At 59.6% G+C, this 23,673-nt stretch carries 15 protein-coding genes; 12 read left to right on the top strand and 3 right to left on the bottom strand.

All coding sequences use genetic code 11. The features are described 5' to 3' along the window. The first annotated feature begins 22 nt into the window (after window positions 1–22). The 6 genes from ACQY5P_RS08310 to ACQY5P_RS08285 all read left to right on the top strand — a co-directional run bounded on the left by ACQY5P_RS08310 (window position 23) and on the right by ACQY5P_RS08285 (window position 11,151). Complete coding sequence (locus ACQY5P_RS08310; RefSeq protein ID WP_428410274.1) at window positions 23–2,134, top strand: TonB-dependent receptor family protein; 2,112 nt, start codon at window positions 23–25, stop codon at window positions 2,132–2,134. Window positions 2,135–2,214: 80 nt separating this feature from the next. Further along, entirely contained in the window at window positions 2,215–3,963 is a 1,749-nt protein-coding gene (locus tag ACQY5P_RS08305; RefSeq protein WP_428410273.1) for an amidohydrolase, read from the top strand. A 442-nt stretch (window positions 3,964–4,405) separates the two neighbouring features. Continuing rightward, window positions 4,406–5,098 (top strand): beta/gamma crystallin-related protein, encoded by a 693-nt coding sequence (locus ACQY5P_RS08300; RefSeq protein WP_428410272.1) that lies wholly within the window; start codon window positions 4,406–4,408, stop codon window positions 5,096–5,098. Window positions 5,099–5,184: 86 nt separating this feature from the next. Next, entirely contained in the window at window positions 5,185–7,566 is a 2,382-nt protein-coding gene (locus tag ACQY5P_RS08295) for a TonB-dependent receptor (protein WP_428410271.1), read from the top strand. A 22-nt stretch (window positions 7,567–7,588) separates the two neighbouring features. Then, window positions 7,589–10,159: a TonB-dependent receptor gene (locus ACQY5P_RS08290; RefSeq protein WP_428410270.1), complete on the top strand. Its 2,571-nt coding sequence runs from the start codon at window positions 7,589–7,591 to the stop codon at window positions 10,157–10,159. Window positions 10,160–10,239: 80 nt separating this feature from the next. Then, complete coding sequence (locus ACQY5P_RS08285; protein ID WP_428410269.1) at window positions 10,240–11,151, top strand: TauD/TfdA dioxygenase family protein; 912 nt, start codon at window positions 10,240–10,242, stop codon at window positions 11,149–11,151. A gap of 3 nt (window positions 11,152–11,154) precedes the next feature. Here ACQY5P_RS08285 and ACQY5P_RS08280 read toward each other — a convergent pair whose 3' ends face one another. Next, on the bottom strand, window positions 11,155–13,329 hold the full coding sequence (locus ACQY5P_RS08280; RefSeq protein WP_428410268.1) for a PQQ-dependent dehydrogenase, methanol/ethanol family: 2,175 nt from the start codon (window positions 13,327–13,329) through the stop codon (window positions 11,155–11,157). A gap of 245 nt (window positions 13,330–13,574) precedes the next feature. Between ACQY5P_RS08280 and ACQY5P_RS08275 the strand changes: the two genes are divergently transcribed. The 6 genes from ACQY5P_RS08275 to ACQY5P_RS08250 are packed head-to-tail and all read left to right on the top strand — an operon-like array spanning window position 13,575 to window position 20,695. After that, complete coding sequence (locus ACQY5P_RS08275; RefSeq protein WP_428410267.1) at window positions 13,575–14,873, top strand: FAD-dependent oxidoreductase; 1,299 nt, start codon at window positions 13,575–13,577, stop codon at window positions 14,871–14,873. Window positions 14,874–14,876: 3 nt separating this feature from the next. Continuing rightward, a complete protein-coding gene (locus tag ACQY5P_RS08270; protein ID WP_428410266.1) occupies window positions 14,877–16,247 on the top strand; it encodes an MFS transporter in 1,371 nt (456 codons plus the stop codon). Then, on the top strand, window positions 16,231–17,517 hold the full coding sequence (locus tag ACQY5P_RS08265) for an aconitase X (RefSeq protein ID WP_428410640.1): 1,287 nt from the start codon (window positions 16,231–16,233) through the stop codon (window positions 17,515–17,517). Before ACQY5P_RS08270 ends, ACQY5P_RS08265 begins: the two co-directional genes overlap by 17 nt. Then, a complete protein-coding gene (locus ACQY5P_RS08260; protein WP_428410265.1) occupies window positions 17,514–17,975 on the top strand; it encodes an aconitase X swivel domain-containing protein in 462 nt (153 codons plus the stop codon). The genes ACQY5P_RS08265 and ACQY5P_RS08260 overlap by 4 nt, the downstream gene beginning before the upstream one ends. Before the next feature lie 10 nt (window positions 17,976–17,985). Further along, complete coding sequence (locus ACQY5P_RS08255) at window positions 17,986–19,329, top strand: MFS transporter (RefSeq protein ID WP_428410264.1); 1,344 nt, start codon at window positions 17,986–17,988, stop codon at window positions 19,327–19,329. Between the two features lie 4 nt (window positions 19,330–19,333). After that, complete coding sequence (locus ACQY5P_RS08250; protein ID WP_428410263.1) at window positions 19,334–20,695, top strand: spinster family MFS transporter; 1,362 nt, start codon at window positions 19,334–19,336, stop codon at window positions 20,693–20,695. Window positions 20,696–20,698: 3 nt separating this feature from the next. Here ACQY5P_RS08250 and ACQY5P_RS08245 read toward each other — a convergent pair whose 3' ends face one another. Further along, window positions 20,699–22,063 (bottom strand): spinster family MFS transporter, encoded by a 1,365-nt coding sequence (locus ACQY5P_RS08245; RefSeq protein WP_428410262.1) that lies wholly within the window; start codon window positions 22,061–22,063, stop codon window positions 20,699–20,701. Window positions 22,064–22,206: 143 nt separating this feature from the next. Further along, entirely contained in the window at window positions 22,207–23,595 is a 1,389-nt protein-coding gene (locus ACQY5P_RS08240) for a sulfatase-like hydrolase/transferase (RefSeq protein WP_428410261.1), read from the bottom strand. Between the last annotated feature and the right edge of the window lie 78 nt (window positions 23,596–23,673).

The following is a 23,673-nucleotide window of genomic DNA, read 5'->3' as shown; positions in this document are numbered from 1 at the left end:
CGAATAGGGGCGATCCATGTTCATGAAAAAAGCGCTTATGCTTGGGGCGGCGGGCCTCAGTCTTTCGGCTGGCGCATCCGCGGCTGAAATCGAAAGCGTGACGCCGGCGCCGACGCTCTTGCGCGACCGGCCGCTCGAAGAGCTCTCTCAATGGAGCCGTCCCGCGGCGGCGAGCCGGATCGAAGCCAGCGATTATGTAGATAACTACGCCAACGATGCGGGTGATGCGTTCTTTTTCGCGCCGGGCGTCACCGTAAATGCGCTCGATCTCAACGAACCGCGCATCGTCATTCGCGGTTTCGCTATGGGCAACAGCCAGCACCGCTCCACAGTCGTTGTCTTGCGCGACGGTGCGCCGCTGACCGATGTGCATGGCGAGACCAACATGGTGGAGGTCGATCTTCTGTCCGTCGCCCATGTAGACGTTTTTCGCGGCGGCGCGGGCGATCTGATGTTCGGCGGCGACAATCTCGGCGGCGTTGTTAATTTCGCGTCGACGACCGGCCTCACTGCGCCAGGCCGGGCCTTGCGTTTCGAGGGCGGGTCTTCCATCGAGGCGAGCCCCGGCGGGCAAGCGCATGCTTCGGTCGCCGCCGCCAGCGGAAATATGGACTACTATATGGGCCTCACCGGCCGCTATGAGACCGGCTATCGCGATCACAGCCAGCGCATCGACGGCCATTTCAACGCCAATGTCGGCTTTCAGCTTGCGCAGAATTTTACGACGCGTTTTTTCTTTGAAGGTCTGCGCAGCGATGTGGAGTTTCCGGGCATGCTCACGCCAGAAGCGGCAGACGAAGACCCGACACAGGCGCTCGAAGACTTGATCCTTGGCCCGCTCTTTCCTGGCGGGCCGCTCGTTTATCTCGCTGACGGCGCTGCGCAGGACGAGCATGGCCGTACGCTCTTGTCGGCGCGCCTCGCCAACGCCACCGAATTCAAGCTTCTCGGCGTCGATTTCGAAACCGGTCTTCATTATGTCCGCCGCGACATCGAGAATGCGCAAATCGACTATATCGGCATCATCGAGGATGAAGGGTCGGAATGGGGCGCCAGACTTTCCGCAGAACGCGTCTTCGGGCTTTTCGGCATGGAGACGATGATCCGCTTCGGCGGGAACTACGCGACCGGCTCCAAATCCTCGAACCGTTTTGAAAACATCGAAGGTGAGCCTGGCGATCAGTTGTTTGAAACGGACCTGACTTCCAAACGCATGGCCGGTTTCGTCGAAGCGGCGGCGAGCCCCTTGCGCAATCTCGTCGTCAATATCGGCGCCAAATTCACGCGCACCAAACGGCTCCTCACCGCGGATGGAGGGGATGATGTTGACGATCAACGCACTTTCACGGGCGTCACGGCGAAGGGCGGGGTCGTCTACAAGCTGACCAAGTCGCTGCAAGTCTTCGCCAGCGCATTTCGTTCCTATGAGCCGCCGAGCATGGACGAGCTTACATCCGACGATCCCGAAGATCTTAACGGTCTCGAAGAACAGGACGCCTTTTCCTACGAGGCGGGATTGCGCGGCCGGGTGAATGACTGGATCGGCTGGGAGATCGCCTATTTCAACTCTGACATTGAGAACGAGATCGTCAATATTGAGGAGCCCGAAGAAAACGGGTTCGGCGGATTGTTCGCCAACGCGCCGGAAACCAATCATCGAGGCGTCGAGGCGGGCGTCGATTTGAATCTCTTCCCGGGCCGCTTTGCGCGCTCAGGCCACGCGCTTACCTTGCGCAATGTCTATATGTTCAACGATTTCAGCTTCACAGAGTCAGGCTTTCTCGGCGTTGACGGCAACAAGCTTGCGGGCGTTCCGACCCATGTTTATCGAGGCGAGCTGCGTTATGCGGCGACGGACCGCTGGTTTGCGGCGGTCAATGTGCAGATGGCGGCGGGGGATTATTTCGCCGATCACGAAAACCAGGTTTCGGCGCCGACCTACACGCTGGTCGGATTCAGCGCCGGCATGCGCATGGGCGAGAACGCCGAGCTTTACGTCTCGGGGGAGAATCTCACCGATGTCAATTTCGCGGCGGGTCTGACGCCGATCCTCGATCAGAATGTTCAGGACGGCCGCATCTATTCTCCGGGCGCCGGCGCTTCGGTTTACGCCGGGCTGCGCTATCGTTTCTGACAAACGGCAAATTCCAGTTTTGTGATCCTGTAAACAGGCGTAGGCTTTTTGTCTGCGCCTGTTTATCCGTGAGCTTTCCCATGACAGTCCGTCTCGCCGCCGCCGCCCTTGCCAGCCTCTTGCTTTGCGCCTGCGTCCGGGAGGCGTCTCCGCCTCCTGACATGATTTTCGTGAATGGAACGGTCTTCACCGCCAATGACGCTGCGCCTTCCGCCGAAGCGGCGGCGGTGCGGGGCGATGAAATCGTTTTTGTCGGAGACCGGGAGGCGGCTATGACGCTTGTCGGCGAGGCCACCGAGGTCGTGGACATGAAAGGCGGCATGCTGCTGCCCGGTTTCACAGACGCTCATGTGCATCTCGTTGATGGCGGCGAAACCCTGACCGCGCTTTCGGTGCAGGATGCTGAGTCTCCGGAAGAGGTCGTCAGGATGGTCGCCGGCTACGCAGCGGCGCATCCCGAACTCGATGTGATTTACGGATCGGGCTGGGCCTTGCCGCTTTTTCCGAACGGCAATCCGCACAAATCCCTGCTCGATAGGGCGGAGGCGGACCGGCCTGTCATTCTGTATTCTGCGGACTGGCACAATCTCTGGGTTAACTCCGCGGCGCTCGCCGCCGCCGGCGTCACCGCGCAAACGCCGGACCCCGCCAATGGCCGCATTGAGCGCGACCCTGCAACTGGCGAACCGACCGGAACCATGCGGGAATCGGCGGCTGAGCTTTTCTCTGCGCTGATCCCGGAAAAGACAGTAGAGACCTCGCTGGCCAATCTTCTAGCGGGCATGAAGTTCCAGAACGCAATGGGCTACACCGCTTCGATTGACGCGTCGGTTCCGCCTGGTCCCATGGAAGACGCGTTCATCGCTGCAGTTGAAAATGGCGAAGCGAGCCTGCGCATCACGCTCTCGCTGCTGCCGACGGAAGACTTTACGGACAAGGCGTTTTCGAAAGAGCAGATCGCTTCTCGCATTGAGGCGCTGAAAGCCCGCCGCGACAGGATCGGCGCAGCCGATCCCGACCTGCTGACCGGGGGCATGGTCAAGATCTTCCTAGACGGCGTTCTCGAAAACCAGACTGGCGCGCTGATCGAGCCTTATCTGGGGCTGGACGATACGGCGGAGCGCGGCGTTCTCAACATGCCGCCGGCGCTGCTGAATGACTACGCCATCGCCCTCGACGGCGCCGGCTTCGACATGCACATGCACGCCATCGGCGATCTGGCGGTCCGAACGGGGCTCGACGCCATTGCAGTCGCGAAGGAAGAGAACCCGGCGCGCGAACGCCATCACCATCTCGCGCATATCGAGCTCATCGACCCGGAGGACTTTCCCCGCTTCGCCGAAACTGGCGCTGCAGCCAACATGCAGACGCTCTGGGCTTACGCCGACAGCTATATCACCGATCTGACTGAGCCATTCCTGGGTGAAGAGCGTTCACGCTGGCTCTACCCCAACGCCGCCCTGCGCGACGCCGGCGCCGAACTCGTCTCGGGCAGCGACTGGCCGGTGTCGACCTCCGATCCGTTCGACGCCATCGAAGTCGCCGTAACGCGCATGGCGCCGGACAGCGAGTCTCCAGAGTGGCTTCCCGGGCAGCGCCTGGAAGTCGCAGACATGTTGAAGGCGCTTACCATCAATGGCGCGCAACTGATGGGGCAGGATCGCTGGCGCGGTTCTGTCGAAACCGGCAAGCGCGCTGATCTCGTGCTCATCGACGTTAATCTTTTGGAAGCAGAACCTGCCGCCATCAGCGAAACAGCGGTGGTGATGACGCTTCTCGATGGAAAACCGGTCTACAAGCGCGGCGTCGACGCCGATGAAACGCCCTGAAAAGGTGTTGCCAGTCTACCTAGTGCGAAATGACTATCGACGTTCGGCGAAATCATTTGCAGCAAAAAAGATCGGGTTCTCTTTGCGTTTTGACAGAGCGTGCTGCAAACCGGAAACGCGTCGAAGGAAAACGTTCAACCGGCTTTTATGCGCTAAAGCCTGAAACTTGAGCGCCAAAGTGGTATCGCAAGATCATTTTCAAGCCTAATCAAAGGGTTGATTCTGGTAGTCTGCGTTTGTTGCGATGCGATGGTGTTTTTTGCAGTTGCGTAATGGCTGTTGTAACCGCGCTACAGCTTGAAAATTGTTTCCTGGGCGTGATTTTCAGGTCAAGACGAAAACGATCCATACGCGGATTAATTCCGCCTTTTCAGGCTTCCGAAACAATATTGAAGGCCCCCTGAAAGCAAGTCATGATGTTTTCAAGTCCGGGGGGATTTGTATGCGCTATCTGAAAAAATGCGCCTGGGCATTGAGTGCGAGCGTCGCCGCTGCGGTCATTTGCGGATCGCAGGCGGTCGCCAGTGAGAGTTCGGAGCCGCCAGTGCTCGTGATGTACGAAAAAGTCGGGATGTCTGGGAAAGCGGTCACCTTTAACGAGGCTGTGGCCGATATTGACGTCCGCTTTCCGTTTCACAGCACGTCGGTGAAATCCGGCCGCTGGGAGATTTGCACCCGAAACGATTTCCGCGGCGCCTGCATGGATGTGGATGCGGGGGCTGAGATTGTCAGCCTGAAAAAGGAATTCGGTTTTTTCGCACGAGTTCGGTCCTTGCGGCCGATCCGTGAGGCGGCCCCTGTCGCCGCGGCCACGGAAGCTGCATCTATCGCGCCAAAATCGCCGGAAATCATCAGCGCGCCGGCGCTGGAAGCCGGCGCAGCCGCCGAGGAGGCCGTAGGCGCTCCGGCAAAGCCCGTCGCCAGCGCCGAGGCTGTCCTGCGCGGCCATCGCGCCCATTTCTTCAAGACGCCGATGTTAGGCGGCGCGCCCATCGACGCCGACGATGCGGCGTCGGCCGGAGACTTTTGCCGCGAGGCCGGATTCGAACAAGTCGAGTTTATGGATTTCGTGCTGAACGAAGGGCGCCAGGTGATCGGCGATCTCCTTTGTGCAGACCCACAGGGCGGTCCCTAAGCGCGTTCTTCGGGTAACAGTTTGTAAAGCAAATAAGAACAATAAAGAGTTAACCAACTAAGGATGAGTAGGGGAAGGGAAATTATATGAGAGTCAAATCTCAGTCACGATCAAGCACTCGTGCTGCAGCTCAACTCGGCGCCTCTGTTGTTGCGCTCGCGCTGGCCGCGCCTGCGTTCGCTCAGGAAGATGCGTCCAGAGGCGGCATCGATACGATCACGGTTACAGCGCAGTTCCGAGAGCAAAATCTCCAGGATACGCCGCTGTCGATTACAGCGATGGACGCAGAGCTTCTTGAATCGCGGAGCGCCGACAGCATTTTTGACGTAGCCCTTCAGGCGCCGAACGTCATTTTGCAGGAAAACACCAGCACTTTTGGCACCGGCATCGCAACGCAAATCCGGGGCGTTGGCCAATTCGACTTCAATCCCGCGCTTGAACCTGGCGTTGGTATTTATGTCGACGACGTTTATTTTGCGACACTGGTCGGAGCGAACCTCGATCTTCTCGACCTGGAGCGTGTTGAAATCCTGCGCGGCCCGCAGGGCACGCTTTCCGGCCGGAACTCCGCCGGCGGCGCGGTCCGCCTGATCTCCAAGGCGCCAACCGGCGACGGAAGCGGTTTTTTCAGCGCTGGTTATGGCGCCTTTAATGCTGTCGACGTGCGGGCTGGCGCCGACCTTGGCATCTCCGATACGCTGGCTGTTCGTCTTAGCGGCGTCCATAAGCGCAAAGACGGCCACATCAAGAACATCGACTATGGCTGCGCCGTTCCCGGCAACCCCGAGGGCATCGAGCCGACGATCCAGACCGACAACTGCGTCATCGACCGGTTCGGCGAGGAAAACTACACTGGCCTGCGCGCGCAGGCCTTGTGGGAGCCGATGGATCGTCTCGCGATTACGATCACCGGCGATTACACAATACAGGATCAGGCGCCGGGCGGCGACGTGCGTGTTGCGCCGGATGGAACGCCGAACGCTCTTTTCAATCCGAACTTTGTGTGCGGTCCATATTGCAACTATGCGGACTTTATTGTCACCAACAACACCGGCATGCCGCAGTTCACCAATTTCGGACCCGGCGCGCCGGAAGCAATTGAAACGACATATCCGCCGCGCAATCGCACGTTCGACGGTTGGGGCGTTTCCGGCAAACTGGAATTCGAGCTGAGCGAAAATCTTCAGTTCGTCTCCATCTCCGCCTACCGGGAGTACAACACGGTTTTCGGCACAGATGATGACTTCTCGCCCGAACCGATTTTGGCGGCAGGCGGCTACAACGAACTCGACCACGAGTTCTTCAGTCAGGAAGTGCGCTTGAACGGTAATTTCGGCGACTTCGCCGAGTTTACAATCGGCGGTTATTACAGCGACCAGTTGACGACCTACTTCACGGTGCAGGACATCCGCTATCTTCCGATTCCGGGTTTTGCATTCCAATTTGTCGGCAACGACCCGGTGAATGCAGACTCCAAAGCCGTATTCGGGACACTTATTCTGCACCCGACAGAAGACCTCACGATCACCGGCGGGGTTCGCTACACGGATGAGCACAAGGACTATACCTTTAGCCGGACAGGCCTTGCTAACCCGAGCGATTCACCTGGTCTCGTCGGGCCGCTCGACGGCACGACGGCTATCTATGACGGCGACAAAGTCGATTACCGGGTATCCGTCGACTACCGTTTCTCCGACGCGCTTCTTGCTTACGCAACGGTTTCAACCGGCTTTAAAGGCGGCGGCGTGACGCCGCGTCCGTTTAACGTCAACCACGCGTTGAACGGCTCGTTCGATCCGGAAACGGTGACAAACTACGAGATCGGCTTCAAATCCGACCTGTTTGACAATCGGCTCCGGGTCAACGTCGCCGGCTTCCTTATGAAGTACAAAAATATCCAGTTGCCGCTGACGGATTGTTCGTTCATTGATCCGGGTGGTCCGGCGGCCCCGTGTGCTGCGATCGGCAATGCTGGGGATGGCACTTACAAGGGCGTTGAAGCCGAAGTCTTGTTTGCACCGACAGACTCATTCACGGCGGACGCCTCCGCCAGCTATCTCCATACTGAATATGACAGCGTTCTTCCGCAGGCAGGCGGCGGGGTGATCCTGTTCCCCGGTGACGCCGCCTCCAGCGCGCCGGACTGGAAATTCAGCGCAGGCGCTCAGAATGTTTTTGAACTTGGCGGCAATAAAGGAACGATTACGCCGCGCTTTGACATCGCGTATGTCGGCGAACGCCTGCTTGGGCAAACTCAGGCGTTTATTCCCGACTATATGCTGGGCAACGCTCGCGTAACTTGGCGTAATCCCGGAGAGGACATCTCAGTTGCGCTCGAAGTCACGAACCTTTTTGACAAGTACTATACGTTCTACCGCTTCGATGCGCTTTATACGAGCAATGGCAACGTCCAGGATGCAGTCGGCCGTCCGCGCGAGTGGATGCTTACTGTGAGAAAAGATTTCTAATATCTACGAAGGGAAGGGAATCATGAAAACGAACCATACATCTACTCTGGGCCGGCGGACTTCCGTCCTGCTCAGCGCGTCCGTCGGGGCGCTGGCGCTGAGTGCGCCCGCGTTTGCGCAGGACGAGGAAGGCCGTGGCGGCCTCGACCAGATCACGGTTACCGCCACGCGCAGCGAGACGAACCTTCAGGACACGCCGTTGGCCATCACTGCGGTGACGGCTGGCGAGTTCGAAGCGCGCGCCATGGACAGCATCGAAGACGTCGGCCGGCTTGTGCCGAACGCGAGCTTCGAACAGGCCCAGGCCGCTTTTGGCCGCGCGGTGACCGCTTATATTCGCGGCATCGGTCAGAATGACTTCAACCTCGCCTTCGAGCCGGGCGTCGCATTTTACGTTGACGACCAGTATTACGCGCTTCTCGCCGGTTCGGTGTTCGACCTTCTCGATATAGAGCGGGTCGAAGTGCTGCGCGGTCCGCAAGGCACGACCTTCGGCCGGAACGCAATCGGCGGCGCGGTGAACATCATCGCAAAGGAGCCCGGACCCGAGCCTGAAGCCTATATCGATGCGACCTACGGCGCGTTCAACCGCACCGATATTCGCGCCGGTTTCAACTATCCGCTATCGGATAACCTGTTCTTCCGCATGTCGGGTGTTTCGAAAAGCCGAAAAGGCTATCAGGACCTTCTCGATTTCCGCTGCGCCATGTTCCAGAACGGCACGCCGGAACTCGCGGGCACATTCCCGTCGCTCGATCCGTCTGGCGGTTTCGCAAACCCAACTGCGGGCGCAACCTCCGGCGATAATTGCGTTCTTGACACCTATGGCGGTCAGGACGTGCAGGCGCTTCGCGGCTCGTTGAAGTATGAAGGCGCCGGCTTCGATGTCACCTTCACGACTGATTACACAAATGACCAGTCTTCGCCGGTGGCTGACAAGCAAGTGCAAATCGTGCCGACAGGTTACGATTCCATGGGTAATGCTATTGATAGAGATATGAATGGCATTGCAGATGGCGGCATAGCCTTGCTAGACCAACTCGTCTATCAGCCGCTTTGGGGAATTAGTTATGACGAGCGTTTCCTGACGGATAGCCTTTACACGACCTACGCGACCTATGCTGACCCTATTCCGGCAGGAACAAACATTCCGGGTACATATTATAATGGCAGCGGTGATCGGGGCGGTGCACAGTTGCCGCGCAAAGCTGTAATTGAAAATTACGGCTTTGCTGTGAAAACCAATGTTGAGTTGACGGAAAGTCTTACCTTCACATTGAATGCCGGTTTCCGCGATGTCTACACGACGGGCATCAACGATACCGACGGTTCGCCGCTCGGTATCCAGACCGTCAAATCGGCAATTGACCATCAGCAATGGACGGTTGAACCGCGGTTTAACTACAGCAGTGACTTCATGGACCTGACTGTTGGCGGTTTCTTCTATTCATCGGACGGGCAAACAACATCGAACGTTTCGATTCCGTTTATCAACCTGCAGCAGAATGCGGTTATCGACTTTGACTCAAGCGCAAAGGCTGCTTTTGCTCAAGGCGTCTTCCGCCCATTCGGACCACGTCTGGGCATTACGCTGGGCGGACGCTATTCGGATGACGAGAAGATCGTAGACTTCAACAACGGCGCAACCATCGATACGCAGGTTGTGGTCGCAAGTGACAATTTCGACTGGCGTGCAGGCCTCGATTACCAGTTGACCGAGGACATCACGGTCTATGGCTCGGCGGCTTCCGGTTACCGCCCTGGCGCTTTCAATCCGCGTCCGTTCCAGGCGTCGCAACTTGTGGCCGTGGATCCGGAAGAAGCGCTCGCCTACGAGCTTGGTTTCAAGGGCGATCTCTTCGACAATACGATGCGGGTGAACATCGCTGGCTTCTATACCGACTATAAACAGCGGATCACGCCAGCTGGCGGCGCCGAGTGTATCGACAGCGGCGTAACCGGCGACTGCGTCGTTCCGGGCTCTCAAAGCTATATCATAACGGGTGAGAACACCACGACCTGTGTCGATGTTGGCAATGAAGGTTCCGTCAGCGGCACTGTCGCAGCTATCGGGGTCACATGTATACCCAAGACCAACTACATCAATACGCCTGGCAAAGTGAAAGGCATCGAGGCCGAAATCGACTGGCGTCCGGTGCAAGGTCTGATGATCAACGCGTCAGGTGGCTGGACTCAATTCAATGCTCCTGAGCTGCAAAACAATCCCGCGATCGTAAACACCGATCCGGTCTATGTTCCCGAATGGACGGGGTCGGCGGGCGTCGCCTACGAGATTCCGGCGCCGGCGCTTGGCGGCTCCATCACGCCGCGCATGGACTGGTACTATCAGTCGTCAATTGCGTTCAACGCGACGACGGCGATTGCCAGCATTCCGTCGCAGTCGGTGTTCAATGGCCGCGTGACATATGTGAATGACGATGGCGATTTCCAGGTCGCTGTCGGCGCCACGAACCTCTTCGACAAAGAGTATTTCCACAACATCTTCGACCTGACCGCCTTCGGTCAGCCGGGGACGGAGGGCCAGCCGGCCGCGCCGCGTGAGTGGTATATTCAGGTCAAGAAGAGCTTCTAAGACTGACGCAATTCAATTGCGAAACAAGCCGCCGCCCCGTATTCTCGGGGCGGCGGTTTTTTCATGGGAGCACGGATGGCATGACATATCAGGTCAACAGTCTGCATCCGCTGTTCGCCGCCGAGATGCTCGGGTTCGATCTCGATGCAGAAATCACCACAGAAGACGTTGATCTGGTCGAGCATCTGATGGCCGAACATGCGGTGCTGGTGCTGCGGGGTTTAACGCCCAGCGACGAGGGCCATCTTCGCTTCGCGCGCAGCTTCGGCCCGCTCGAGCTGCCGCCGAAAATGTCGGATCGGCCTTCGACCCTTAAATATCGGATCAGTCCCGAGCTTTACGACATCTCGAATCTGGATGCGGACGGGACAATCATTCCGGCGGACGACCCGCGCACGAAGTTCAATCTCGGCAATGAACGCTTCCATACCGACAGCTCGTTCAATGCGCTGCCGTCGAAATGGTCGCTGCTGCTTTCCTATGAAACGCCGGCGGAAGGCGCGAATACGGAATTCATCGACACGCGCGTGGTTTATGACTCGCTTTCGGACGGAATGAAGAAACGGCTTGAAGGGTTAAAAGCGGTGCACGATCTCTGGGGGGTGCGCGCCAAATATGAATATGGCGGCGCCGTTTCCGAAGAGATGAGGCGTCTCATGCCGCCGGTCGAGCATGACGTGGTCCGCGTTTCGGCCAGCGGCCGCAAAGCGCTCTATATCGGCAAGCATGCGTCTCATATTGTCGGCATGGACGAAAAGGAGAGCGACGCGCTGCTCGCAGAATTGATGGAGTTCGCGACCGAGCCGCGTTTCATCTATTCCCATCAATGGCGTCCCGGCGATCTCCTGATCTGGGACAATCGCTGCACGCTGCACCGCGGCACCACCTTCAATCGTTTTACGGACCGGCGCGATCTCCGCCGCGCCACGATCAACGAATATGGGCCGGAGACGTCGTCTACGGGGGCGCTGATGGCGAACGCGGCGCAGTAAGTCTTATTCGGGGTTGCTTTCCTTTTCGGCGAGCGCCCGCGCCAGCGTGTTCACATAAGCGCGGATGGCTTCGGCCTCATGGGCGTTCATATAGTCCCTGAAACTCGCCATGCCGTTGTCTTCAAGCGCGCCGTCGATGATGATGGCGCGCCACGCCTCGGCGTCGCGCATATACGGCGTGCGGTCCAGTTCGGGATTGGTGGGGCCGTTGTGGCAGATCATGCAAAAGGTGATGTATTTTTCCTGACCGGTTGCAACTTGCGCGTCTGTGAACGTTTCACTGGATGGGGCGGGCGCGGGCCGCGAGACTGGTTCGTAGATGGGTAGCGTTTCCTCGCCATTCAGTTTGAACGCCATGATGACGCCGTTGGGGGGAATATATTTGTTATTCGCATCGGGCGTCGCCATCCCCGGACCTCCGCCATAACCGCCAAGCACGGCCACATATTGTTCGCCGTCGACGCGATAGGTCGCGGGCCCCGCGATGATTCCGCGGTGACTTTGGAACGACCATAAAAGTTTTCCGTCATCGGCGGCGCGCGCTTCGAACTCGCCATTGGGAAGGCCCTGGAAAACGAGATTGCCGCCGGTCGCAAGCGTGCCGCCGTTCCACGGCCAGTCGCGCTCAACGGTCCATCGCGGCGCCTGCGCGACCGGGTCCCAGGCGATGAGATAGCCTTTCTGCATCGCGCGCATCTGCGCACGCCGCGCCGCCAGATCGCCTGTCAGCTCCGGCGTTTCCGGCGGATCGGTGAAAGTCACCCCGGTGTTCCAGCGGCCATAGTGAATCTCGTATCCGTCATTGCGCTCATACACGAGCGGGACGGTCATCGCCGGAATGTAAACGAGCCCGGTCCCGGGATTGTAGCTCATGGGATGCCAGGCATGACCGCCAATGCCGCCCGGCAGGACCATCTGCGGGCCGTCAATGTAACGCGCATTGGGTTTTTCAATGGGCCGGCCGGTATCGAGATCGATGCGCGCCGCCCAGTTCTGGTAGACGTAAGCTTCGGCGGAGATCAGTTTCCCATTTTGGCGATCGATTACATAGAAGAAGCCGTTTTTCGGCGCCTGCATCAGCACCTTTCGGGTCTCGCCATCGATCTCGAGATCGGCAAGCGTGATCTGCTGCGTGTTGGTGTAGTCCCAGGTTTCGCCCGGGTTCGCCTGATAGTGCCATTTATAGGCGCCGGTGTCGGGATCGAGGGCGAGAATCGACGACAGGAATAGGTTGTCGCCCTTGCCGTCGGAGCGGTATTCATGATTCCACGGCGCGCCATTGCCGACGCCGACGAGGAGCTGGTCGAACTCTTCATCGTAGACGACGGAATCCCATACCGTGCCGCCCCCGCCCAGCGTCCACCATTCGCCATGCCAGGTGGGAAGGGCGAGGTCGGCGAGCGCCTTGTCGGACGCGGCGCCGTCGGGCCCGTCCGCCGGATTGCCGGGCACGGTGTAGAACCGCCAGACAAGATCGCCGGTTTCGGCATCGTAAGCGGAGACATAACCCCGGACGCCCATTTCCGCGCCGGAATTGCCGATGATGATTTTGCCCTTCACGGCGCGCGGCGCCATGGTGATGGTGTAGGGCTTTTCCTGATCGACGGTGACCGCTTCCCAGACTTTGCTGCCCGTCGCCGCGTCGAGCGCGATCAGACGCCCGTCGATGGTCCCCACATAGACCTTGCCGTTCCAGACGGCGACGCCGCGGTTGACGACATCGCAGCAGGCATGCGCCGCCTTAGCGCCGATATTCTCCGGATCGAACTTCCAGAGGACTTCGCCCGTCGCGGCATCGAGCGCCATCACTTTCGACCAGGCTGTGGAGACATACATGACGCCATCGACGATGATGGGCGTCGCTTCCTGGCCGCGGTTTGTGTCGAGTTCGACCGCCCAGGCGAGACCGAGCTCATCGATGTTTTCGTCATTGATCTGATCGAGCGGAGAGTAGCGCTGCTCCGCATAGGTGCGGCCATAGGAAAGCCAGTTGTCGAGATCGTCGGCGGCCTTGGAAAGCCGCGCCGCATCGACGGCGGCGAAGGTCGGCGAACTGGTTTTTACAGTCTCGGCGACAGGAGTTTCTGTTGAGGCCGCCGCAGATTGATCCGGGCTGCGTCCACAAGCGGCCAAACTGGCGGCGGACAAGATGAAGAAAATTGTTCTGATGCGCCCCATGCCTGCCGCCTCTTTGATACGCGCGGGAAAGCTACCCTGTTGCGAAGCGGCCTTTCAATCCGATCGCGCGCCGTCTTGCGTTCACCGAAAGGAACGAATTCGTTCTTGGTTCGATGGCTGGAAAGCCGTGAATTATGCTTCAATGCAAGGGAAGAGGCGTCGCCGGTTGCTGCATTGCAAAAACCGTGCGGCGCTTGTTGTAGAGCGCGGCTCATATCCGGCGCTTTATGGAAAGGGACTCGCGCATGGCGCTCGACCGGCCATTCGATCCGGAAACCAAGATCGTCTCGCGATCCTCGCGCCCGGAGGTGATAGAGCGCGGCTGCGACATCTGCGTTGTGGGATCGGGCGCCTCGGGCATGTCAGCCGCGATCGAGGCGGCGCGGGCGGGACGCGAGGTCATCCTGATCGACGGCCTTCCTTCGCTGGGCGGACAGGCGGTGAACTCCATCATCGGCATGTTCTGCGGTCTCTATACGCCGGGAGACAACGGCCGCCAGCTGACCCATGGCGTCGCCGACGAGCTCATCGAAGAGCTTGGCGCGTCCGGCGATCTCAAAGTGGTCGGCGGCGGCGTCATGAAAGTCGCCATGTATGACGAGGTGGCGCTCGGCCGCTGGGTCGAAAGAAAGATCCTTGAAGCCGGAGTGACGCCGCTTACCGGCGCCATCATCCGCCGCGTCAATCGCGACGGGCGGCGCGTAACGTCCATCGACGCCGCGACGCGCCATGGCGATGTGCGCGTCAGGGCCGATGCGTTTATCGATGCGACCGGCGATGCAGCGATCACATGGGAGGCTGGCTTCGACTGCCGCATGCACAAGAACGGGCAGGTCTATGGCTCACAAATGCTGGTCATCGAAAATTTCGACGATGCGAAACGTCCCGGCTGGGAGGAGATGGGCGCACGCATTCGCGATAAGGGCGGCGATTACGGCATGATGCGCCGTGACGGCTTCGCTTTGCGCTATCCGGACCGTGACGTCGCCATCGTCAACATGACGCATATCGAAACGCCGCTCGATCCCTTTGAGGCGGCGGAAAAACAGATCGACGGCAAGGATCAGGCAGACCGAACGCTGGTGTTTCTGCGTAACGAATTTCCGGAAGCGTTCGGCAAGGCGAAAATCCGCGCCTACGGCCTGCCGGGCATACGCCAGACCCGCTGGATCGTCGGTACGCATCATCTGACGGTCGACGAGGTGCGCGCCGGTAAAAAATTCGACGACGCCATCGCTCGCTGTTCATGGCCGCTGGAACAGCACCACAATCGCGAAGGCTATGTGTGGGAGGTGTTCGACGAGGACCACATTCACACCGTGCCGCTGGGATCGATTACAGTGGCGGGCGCGGATAATCTCTGCGCGGTGGGGCGCTGCATAGACGCTGACTCTGCCGCGCTGTCTTCCGTGCGCGTTATGGGCCCCTGTATCGCCATGGGCGCGGCAGCAGCCCATGCGCTCGATCTTGCGGGGTCGGGGAGTGTTCATCAGATCGATATCGGCGCCCTGAAACAACGCATCCGTCACAATATCGAGGACTAGGCTATGCAATCGGCTCCGTCCAATATCTTCGATGTTTCGGCGTTCATGGACGGGCGCAAGCTGACGGCGTTCAACATCCGGCTTATCGTTCTCTCGTGGCTCATCACCTTCTGCGACGGCCTCGATATGATGATGATCGCCTATACGGCGCCTTATATCGCGGAAGGCATGGCGCTCGACCGGACGGCGCTCGGTAATGTTTTCAGCGCGGGCCTTCTGGGCACCATGCTCGGCGCCTTCGGTTTCGCTTATCTCGGCGACCTGATCGGACGGCGCATATCCATCATCGCCGCCGCTTTTGCATTTGGCGTTCTGACCTTTGCGACAGGTTTTGCGCAAAACTATGAGCAGCTTCTCGCGCTTCGTTTCTTGGACGGGCTTGCGCTTGGCGGCATGTTGCCGCTCGCCTGGGCGCTGAACATTGAGTATGCGCCCAAACGCCTGCGCGCGACGGTCGTGACGCTGATCATGGTTGGCTATTCCGTCGGCACGACCATGGCGGGGCCGATCACCAACTGGATCGCGCCGGGTTTCGGCTGGCAGGGCGTCTATTTCTTCGCCGGCGCCGCGACCCTCGCCTGCGCGGCGGGCCTGTTTTTCAATCTGCCGGAGTCCATCCGCTTCCTTGTGGCTAAAAAGCGTGGCGGCGATGAGATCGCCTCGATTCTCAACAAGCTCGAGCCTTCCGCCAACGTCAGCGCGGCGTCGGACTTCGTTCTGACGGACGAGCCGGAGGTCAAAAAGTCCTTCCGCGTGAGCCAGCTTTTTGAGGGACGGCTCGCTTTCATAACGCCGCTGATCTGGCTCGGCTTCGCCATGTCAACGCTCACCGTCTTTCTGCATGCGAGCTGGGGACCGATCATTCTCGAAAATCTCGACGTGCCGAGAAAGACAGCCGCCTGGGTCCAGTCCGCCGCCGCGCTTGCAGGCGCCATCGCGGGGATGTCGCTGATGCGGTTCACCGACCGTATCGGCCCGCGCGCTATCGCCGTCTTTCCCATCGCCAGTCTGCCAGTGCTTTTGGTCATGGGCCTCGTCACGATGCCGACGCCGCTGTTCCTGTTTTTGAACGTGCTTGTCGTGGCGCTCATCTCCGGCGGGCATTACGGCATTTTGAGCATTGCGGGGATTTATTACCCGACGGCGATCCGCGCCAATGGCGGCGGATGGGCGTCCTCAGTGGCGAAGCTCGGCGGCGTGCTGGGTCCCGTTCTCGGGGGCGTGTTTCTGTCGAGCGGCCTGCCGGTCATTCAGGTGTTTTTGTTCATGATGATCGGCCCTGTTGTCCTTGCGCTTTGCGTTCTCGGCATTGCGTCACTTGTCCGCGCGACGGGCGAACAAGAAGGAGGCGCCCATGCTGCGGCTAACGCCTGAAGAAGAGGCGATGGCGTCGGGCGCGCGCGGCAAGGCCGCCGAGAAGGCCATGGACCTCCTCATTCGGTACGCCAATGCGTTGGGCGCGACGCGTTTCGTGGAAACGAACAATGTCGCTGGCGTGCCGGGCTCGGCGCATCAATGGCTGAAAGACCAATACAAAGAGGATGGCGGCGATTATCGCGCTGTCTTCTGTAAGTTCGATCTCGACGCTGACGAAGTCTTCGACATTCCCGCGATGACGGGCAACGCCTGTCATCTGCAGGGCGGCATGGATCCGGAGCTGTGGCGGGAACAGGGCTATTCGCAGGAAGCCTTCGCCAATGCGCAGAGCGATGAGAGGGCGACGGCGGCGCTTAATATCAGGAATCTCAAAACCTGCACGCCCTATCTCGCCGGCAATGAACCGAAATTCGGCGAGCACTGCGCCTGGATGGAAAGCTCGGCGGTCGTCTATTGCAATTCTGTGCTCGGCGCGCGCACCAATACGGAAGGTCGCGAATCCACCAGCGCTGCGATGATCACCCATCGCATTCCCGATTGGGGGTTTCACCGGGATGAATTTCGTCTCGGCAATCATCTGGTCGAGGTCGATGTTCCCGTGAACAATATCTTCGAATGGGGGATGCTCGGTTATTATATCGGCGCGATCGTGCAGGAAGAGATTCCCGTCATCGACGGCGCCATCTCCAATGCGGGCCTGATCGAACTCAAACATTTCGGCGCGGCGGCGGCGTCGTCGGGCGGCGTCGAGATGTATCATCTGGTGGGCGTCACCCCCGAAGCGCCGGTGCGCGAGAAAGCCTTCGGCGGGAACCAGATCAAGAGCCGCATCCGTTACGGCGCGGAAGAGCGGCGCAAGACTTATGAAAATCTGAACATTCGCGGGCGTTCGACGGATGTGGATTACGTTATGCTCGGCTGCCCCCACGCCGCCATCGACCAGATCGAGGAAGCGGCGCGCCTCCTCGACGGCAAGAAACTGAACGATGGGACGGCGCTCTGGATCTTCACCTCGCGCTATGTGCGGACCGAAGCGCAGGCGAAAGGCTATGTCGACATCATCAAAAAGGCGGGCGGCCTTGTGATGACCGACACCTGTTCGGCGATTGCGCAGAGCGTGCCGAAGGGTACGAAAGTCGTTGCGCTCGACAGCGCCAAACAGACCCATTACCTGCCAGCGTTTCTCGGCATCGAAGCCTGGTTCGGCACGACCGAAGACTGCATCAACGCGGCGCTTACCGGCAAATGGCGGGGAGAGCTCTCATGAGCGCGGCGGAACTCTCTGCACCAATTGTCATCCGCGGGCGCGGCATCGTGCCCGGCGTCGCAGAGGCGGAAGCGCTTGTCACCCGCGAGACCATTTCCGGCTGGGGCGGGGTTAACCCCATGAAGGGCGAGATCATCGAAACCCGCCACGAACTCGTGGGGCAAAGCTTCGCCGGCAAGGTGTTGCTCTTTAAGGGCGCCAAAGGCTCGTCCGGCTGGTCGGCGATTTTCCATTTCGCGCGGCTCGCAGGCACGGCGCCGGCGGCGATGCTGTTCGTTGACATGACGGCGAAGGCCGCGCTCGGCGCGGTCGTCACCCATGCGCCGACCGTCACTGATTTTGAGATCGATCCCTTTTCCATCATCGAAACAGGCGACCGCGTGCGCGTCGATGGCGGCAAGGGAATCGTGGAAGTCTGGAAAAAACAGACGCCGGCAAACGGCGCGTTGAACCGCTAGGGAGGAAGCTATGACGACGGATGCGCACTCAGCGGCGCCGGAAGAAGAATCCGATTTTTCGATCAGGAAAATGAAGATCGCTTTCGCGATCCTCTTGGGCACGCTGTTCGGTTCATCGATCCTGCCCTTCATGGCGATCGGGCTATTGACGCTTCCCATGACGGAAGAGTTCGGCTGGACGCGCACGCAATTTTCCGGCGGCCTCACGGCGATGATGCTGGTCGGCTCAATATCCGCGCCGTTCCTAGGCCGACTCGTCGACAAGATCGGCGTCAGGCGGATGATTATCGGCGGCACTTTCGTTGTCGGCCTCATCACCATGGCGCTGTCGCGACAGGATGGCTCGCTCTGGCAATTTTATGTGGGTTTCGCCGTTCTCGGTTTCGCGGGAACCACAGCGATCGGTTATTCCAAAGTCATAGGCGCGCTGTTCAACAAACACCGCGGCAAGGCGCTCGCCATCTTCGGCGTCGAATCGAGCATTGCGGGCGCCTTTGCACCTAAGCTTATTCAGTTTTTTATCGATGATTTCGGATGGCGCGGCATGTTTGTCGGGCTTGGCCTCATTATTTTGTCCGTCATTCCTGTCCTGCTGATCTGGCTGAAAGAACCGGAAGCGGCGAAACAGGATGCAGCGCGCGGCGGCATGCCGGCAGAGCCGCCGGGCATGACTCCGGCGCAGGCGCTGAAGACTCGCGATTTCTGGTTCATTCTGATCGCCAGTTTCATTGCGCTAGCGCCGGCCATCGGCCTGCAGCCGCATCTCGTGCCTTACCTTGTGTCGCGCGGCATCACCGTCGATACGGCAGTCTGGATGTTCTCCATTGCCCAGCTTGCGATGGCGGCGGGTACGGTGGCGGGCGGCTTCCTGCTCGACAAGTTCGACACGGCGAAAGTGGCGGCGCCCTTCAGCGCTATGACCGCCGCAGGGTTGATGCTCTATCTTTTCCTGTCCGGCGGTGCGGCGGGTTTCGTCTTCCTGCTTGCGGCGACGACCATGATCGGCCTTGCGGGCGGCGCCAAACGGCCCATGGGGACGGTCTTTCAGCTGCGGTTCTTCGGCCTTAAATCTTTTGCGACTCTGATCGGCATACAGGCGCCGTTCCAGGCCTTCTGCATGGGCGTCTCGCCGCTTCTTGTGGGCATGTATTTCGATAAATATGGAAAGTACGAACCGGTCTTTGTCGTCATGGCGATCCTAATGGCGATTACCTTCTTCCTCTACTGGTTCCTCGGCAACTATCGCTACGACAAGAATCTCGCGCCCATAGACGGCCTCGCGCCGATAGAAAGCCAGACGCCTGTTGGCGCTATAACCGGGGCAACCGCCGCGATGAAACAGGAAGGCGCCTGAGACCATGACAGACATCTCGGCGCCGGCGCCGTCAACACCTTCAACAACGGCGAAGCCGCCGATTAGTCCATTTCGCGCATGGTGGGCGATCTTCATCTTCACCATCGCGCTGATGTTCAATTTTCTCGACCGGCAATTGCTGACATTGCTCATCACGCCGATCAAGGCGGACCTCAATCTCTCCGACACGCAGATTTCGATCCTTGTCGGCTTCATGTTCGTGCTTTTCTACATCAGCGTTGGCATTCCGATTTCGCGGCTTGTGGACCGGGGCCCGCGCAAATGGATCATCGGCGCCGGGATCGCCTTCTGGTCTTTGATGACGGCGGCCTGCGGGCTGGCGCAGAATTTCTGGCAGCTCGCGATTGCGCGCATGGGTGTCGGCATCGGCGAAAGCTGCAACGGCCCCGCGACCTATTCCATGACGGCCGACATGTTCCCGCGCGAAAAACTCGCGCGGCCCATCTCCATCATCAATATCGGCATGGTCATGGGGTCTGGCATGGCGCTGCTCGTGGGCGGCTATCTCATCGTCTGGCTGACCGCGCTCGGCCCGCAGACCTTTCCCATCGTCGGCACGCTGAAACCGTGGCAGATGACCTTCGTCATTGTCGGCCTGCCGGGGATATTATGGGCGCTCCTCATGGTGCTGACGGTGCCCGAACCGCCGCGCAAAGACGCAGGGACTGGCGCCGAGACGCCATCTTTCGGCAAGGTGCTCGGATTCCTGGGGCTGTGGGGCGCCGCTTATTTTCCCATGTTCATCGCGGCGGGCGTCAAGTCGATGCTGAGTTTCGGCAACGCCGTGTGGTCGCCCGCCTTTTTCGAACGCAGTTTCGGCTATGCGCCGGGCGAGCCGGGCCCGATCCTCGGCGCCATCGGTCTCATTGTGGCGCCGCTTGGTTTGATTATCGGCGGACAGGCGGCGACATGGCTCGCCGAGAAAGGTCATAACGACGCCAATATGCGCATCGTTTTATGGGTGTCGATTGCACTCGTGCCGCTCGCGATCATTTATCCATTGGCGCCGGCGGCATGGATGGCGTTCACGCTTTACGGCGCGCTTTTGTTTCTCGGTTCTCTCGGCGCCGGACCCGCCAACGCCGCCATGCAGGTGATTACGCCCGGCCGCATGCGCGGCACTGTCTCCGCGCTCTACATCGCCATCTTCAATGTCATGGGATACGGCGCCGGGCCGCTCATTGTGGCGCTGATGACCGACAATGTTTTCAGGAACGAGGCGATGCTCGGCACGTCCATGGCCGTCGCCGCCGCCATCCTCGGGCCCATTGGCCTTTTCTTAAGCTGGAAAGCGCTGAAGCCTTATGGGCGCGCCGTTATCGCCGCACGCGAGCGCGACGATTAACGCTTACGGCTTCGCTGCATAACGCGCCATGGCGCGGCCATAGCTTTCGCCATAGGGTTTGACGCCGATCCAGGTGACGACGCAGGCCGCGGGCGCCAGAATAAAAGCGAGCAGGGCCATGGAGTAACGGAGCTGGTCCTCGGCGCCGAAGAGGTAATCGGTGAAGAGCGCGACGATCAGCGGTCCGGCGGCGTAGCCGACCACATTGAACACGAATTGATAGAGCGCGCGCACCTGTCCGCGCATTTCCGCCGGCGTCACCACCTGCAGCGCCGCATTGCCGGGGGCGATGCCGATGGAGGCGATGAAAGTGTTGATCCCGTAAAGCACAATGGCGAGCCAGGCGTTATCGACCAGCGGATAGGCGATGGCGAAGGGCATGAGGCCAATGGAGGCGTACAGCACGAGCCGCATATAGGCGTCGTTGCGCCCGGCCTTCGCCCAGCGTTCGGAAATGAAACTGCCGAGCCACAATCCGATAGGCGCGGTGATGAGCGACAGAATGCCGAGCGTGAAGGCGATCTGCGGTGCTGTCCAGCCATGGGTGCGAATGAAGAGGGCCGGCAACCACAGAACCGCACCGTAGCTCAACAGCACTTTCACCGCGAGCGACATGAACATCGGCGCATAGGTGCGCCGTTCCTGGCTGAGATAACCGAAGATTTCCTTGATTGGCAAAGCTTTCGCCTTGCCGTCGGTCTGCTTTAATTGGCCCTTGCGTTTGGGCTCTTCGACTGTCGCCATCATCGCGGCGACGAGAAATCCGGGAAGTCCTACAAGAATAAACGTCATCTGCCAGGGTTTGATGTCGCCAAACAGCGGCACAGTGATGACGCCGATGGCGGTGACGGCGGCGATGATGGCGCCGCCGGCGAGATTTGAAATCCCGGCCCCGGCGATAAAGCCGAGCGAATTGATGGCGAAGGCGCGGGGCAGTTTTTCCGGCGGGAAGCTGTCGGTGATGATGGAATATGTCGCGGGCGCAAAAGACGACTCGCCTGCGCCAACGCCGACCCGCGCCCAGAAGAGCTGCCAGAAATTCTGGGCGAGGCCGCAGAGCATCGTGGCGAAGCTCCAGAACGCGATGCCGATCCCGATGATGACGCGGCGGCTTTTGACATCCGCAAGGCGCGCGATGGGTAGCCCGAGAAACGCGTAGAAGAAAACGAAAGCGAATCCGGTGAGCAAAGAGAATTGCGTGTCGGAAAGATTGAGATCGGCTTTGATGGGTTCGACAAGAAGCGAGATGATGGACCGGTCGAGTGTCGCGACCATCAGCGCGATGGTGAGTACCGTCAGGCCCCAATAGGCGCGTCCCGGCGACGGCCAGTCGTCGTTTTTGAGATCAACTTTCTGCGTCTGATCCACTCGGCCCGCTCCCTGGAAATTTTATGCGGCGCAACAGGTTCGCCTTGTTGTTCATAACTCTAGAGGAGGGGGCGCCGGCGGGCCAGTGAAAGCGGCGCAGGAGAAAGCGACCGAGAGCGCGGCCGGTTCCGTGATTTCTCGCGCTAATAGCGGTCGGCCATGTGGCCGCCGAATTTATTGGTCCAGCTTAAATTATCTTCCGGATAGGCGAGCATGGTCTCGTTCCATGTGGCCCATTCGCCCTGCATGCGCGCGAAGCGATTCGTCTCGATGGTTTTCTTGTTCGCCCGCTCCATGGGGTCGTCCTCGATATTAAAGAGATAGTCGTTTCCGCCGATGGAAAGATATTTCCATGGGCCTTCACGCATGGCTTTCTGGTCATGCGCCTGTTGACGCCAGAAAAGCTTGCGCTGAAACGCTTCGCCGCCGGTCAACACCGGCAGCAGGCTAACGCCGTCAAAGCCGGAAGGATCATACTCGACGCCCGCCGCATCCAGCATGGTGGGCAGCCAGTCCATGCTTATCGCCGTCTGCGCCGTTTCGCTGGCTTTTTTTATCCGGTCCGGCCAGCGCACGATCAACGGCGTGCGGATGCCGCCTTCGAGGAGTTCTCCCTTGATGCCATTAAAGGGCCAGTTTTTGGAAAAGCGTTCGCCGCCATTGTCGGAGGTGAACACTACGATCGTATTGTCGGCGCGGCCGGATTTTTGGAGGGTTTTGAGAACGGCGCCCACAGCGGCGTCGAGGCTTTCCACCATGCTGCGATAGATCTCCATGGAACCGCCCTCGAAATCGAGGCTGCTGCGCGCCTTTTGCGCCGCTTCAAGATCTTCCGGCGCCTCCCAGGGCCAGTGGGGCGCGGTGAAATGTAGGCTTAAGAGAAACGGCGCTTCATTGGCGCTCATACGCAGAATTTCCTCGCTCGCCCGGGCGCCGAGAAGGTCCGTCAGATAGCCGGTCTCTTCGATGGGAGTATCGCCATCCCAGAGGTCGCGTGTTTCATCCTCGCCCCAGATGAAACTGTGCCGGAAATAATCGACGCCGCCGGAACGAATGCCCCAGAACGACTGATAGCCATGCTGCAACGGTCCTGAGCCGTCGACTGTGCCGAGATGCCATTTGCCCACCAGAGACGTTTGATAGCCGACGGCGGCGAGCAGTTCCGGCATCGTCGCCGTATCTTCCGGCAGTTTTTTATCGCTGTGAAGGCCGAGCGGTTCTTCAAAGCCCAAAGGCAGACGGTACTGATAGCGACCTGTGATAAGGCCGAGTCGCGTCGGCGAACAGACGGAGGAGTTTGCGTACGCGTCGGTGAAACGCATGCCCTGTCGCGCAAGCTTGTCGATATTGGGCGTCGAAATGTCGTCACGGCCATAGCAGCCTACGTCCGCCCAGCCGAGATCATCCGCCATGATAAAGAGAAAATTCGGCGGCCCTTTGAGTTTCGCCATGGCGGGGAGGGAGGTCGTAGAAGCCGCCGCTGCAGTCGCCGCCATGAAGGTTCGGCGGTCGAAGTGCGAAAGTTTTCTCATTGTCTTTCCTTTTTGCTCCCGGCCCCGCAGCAGTAACAGATTTTTGTCTGGTTCAACCGAAAGAAAGGGAACCGCCAT

It is taken from the genome of Hyphococcus sp., assembly GCF_965267305.1.
In the GTDB taxonomy this organism is placed as follows: domain Bacteria; phylum Pseudomonadota; class Alphaproteobacteria; order Caulobacterales; family Parvularculaceae; genus Hyphococcus.
The sequence above is the reverse complement of the archived record's forward strand: the minus strand, read 5'-3'. Positions and strand labels throughout refer to the sequence as shown.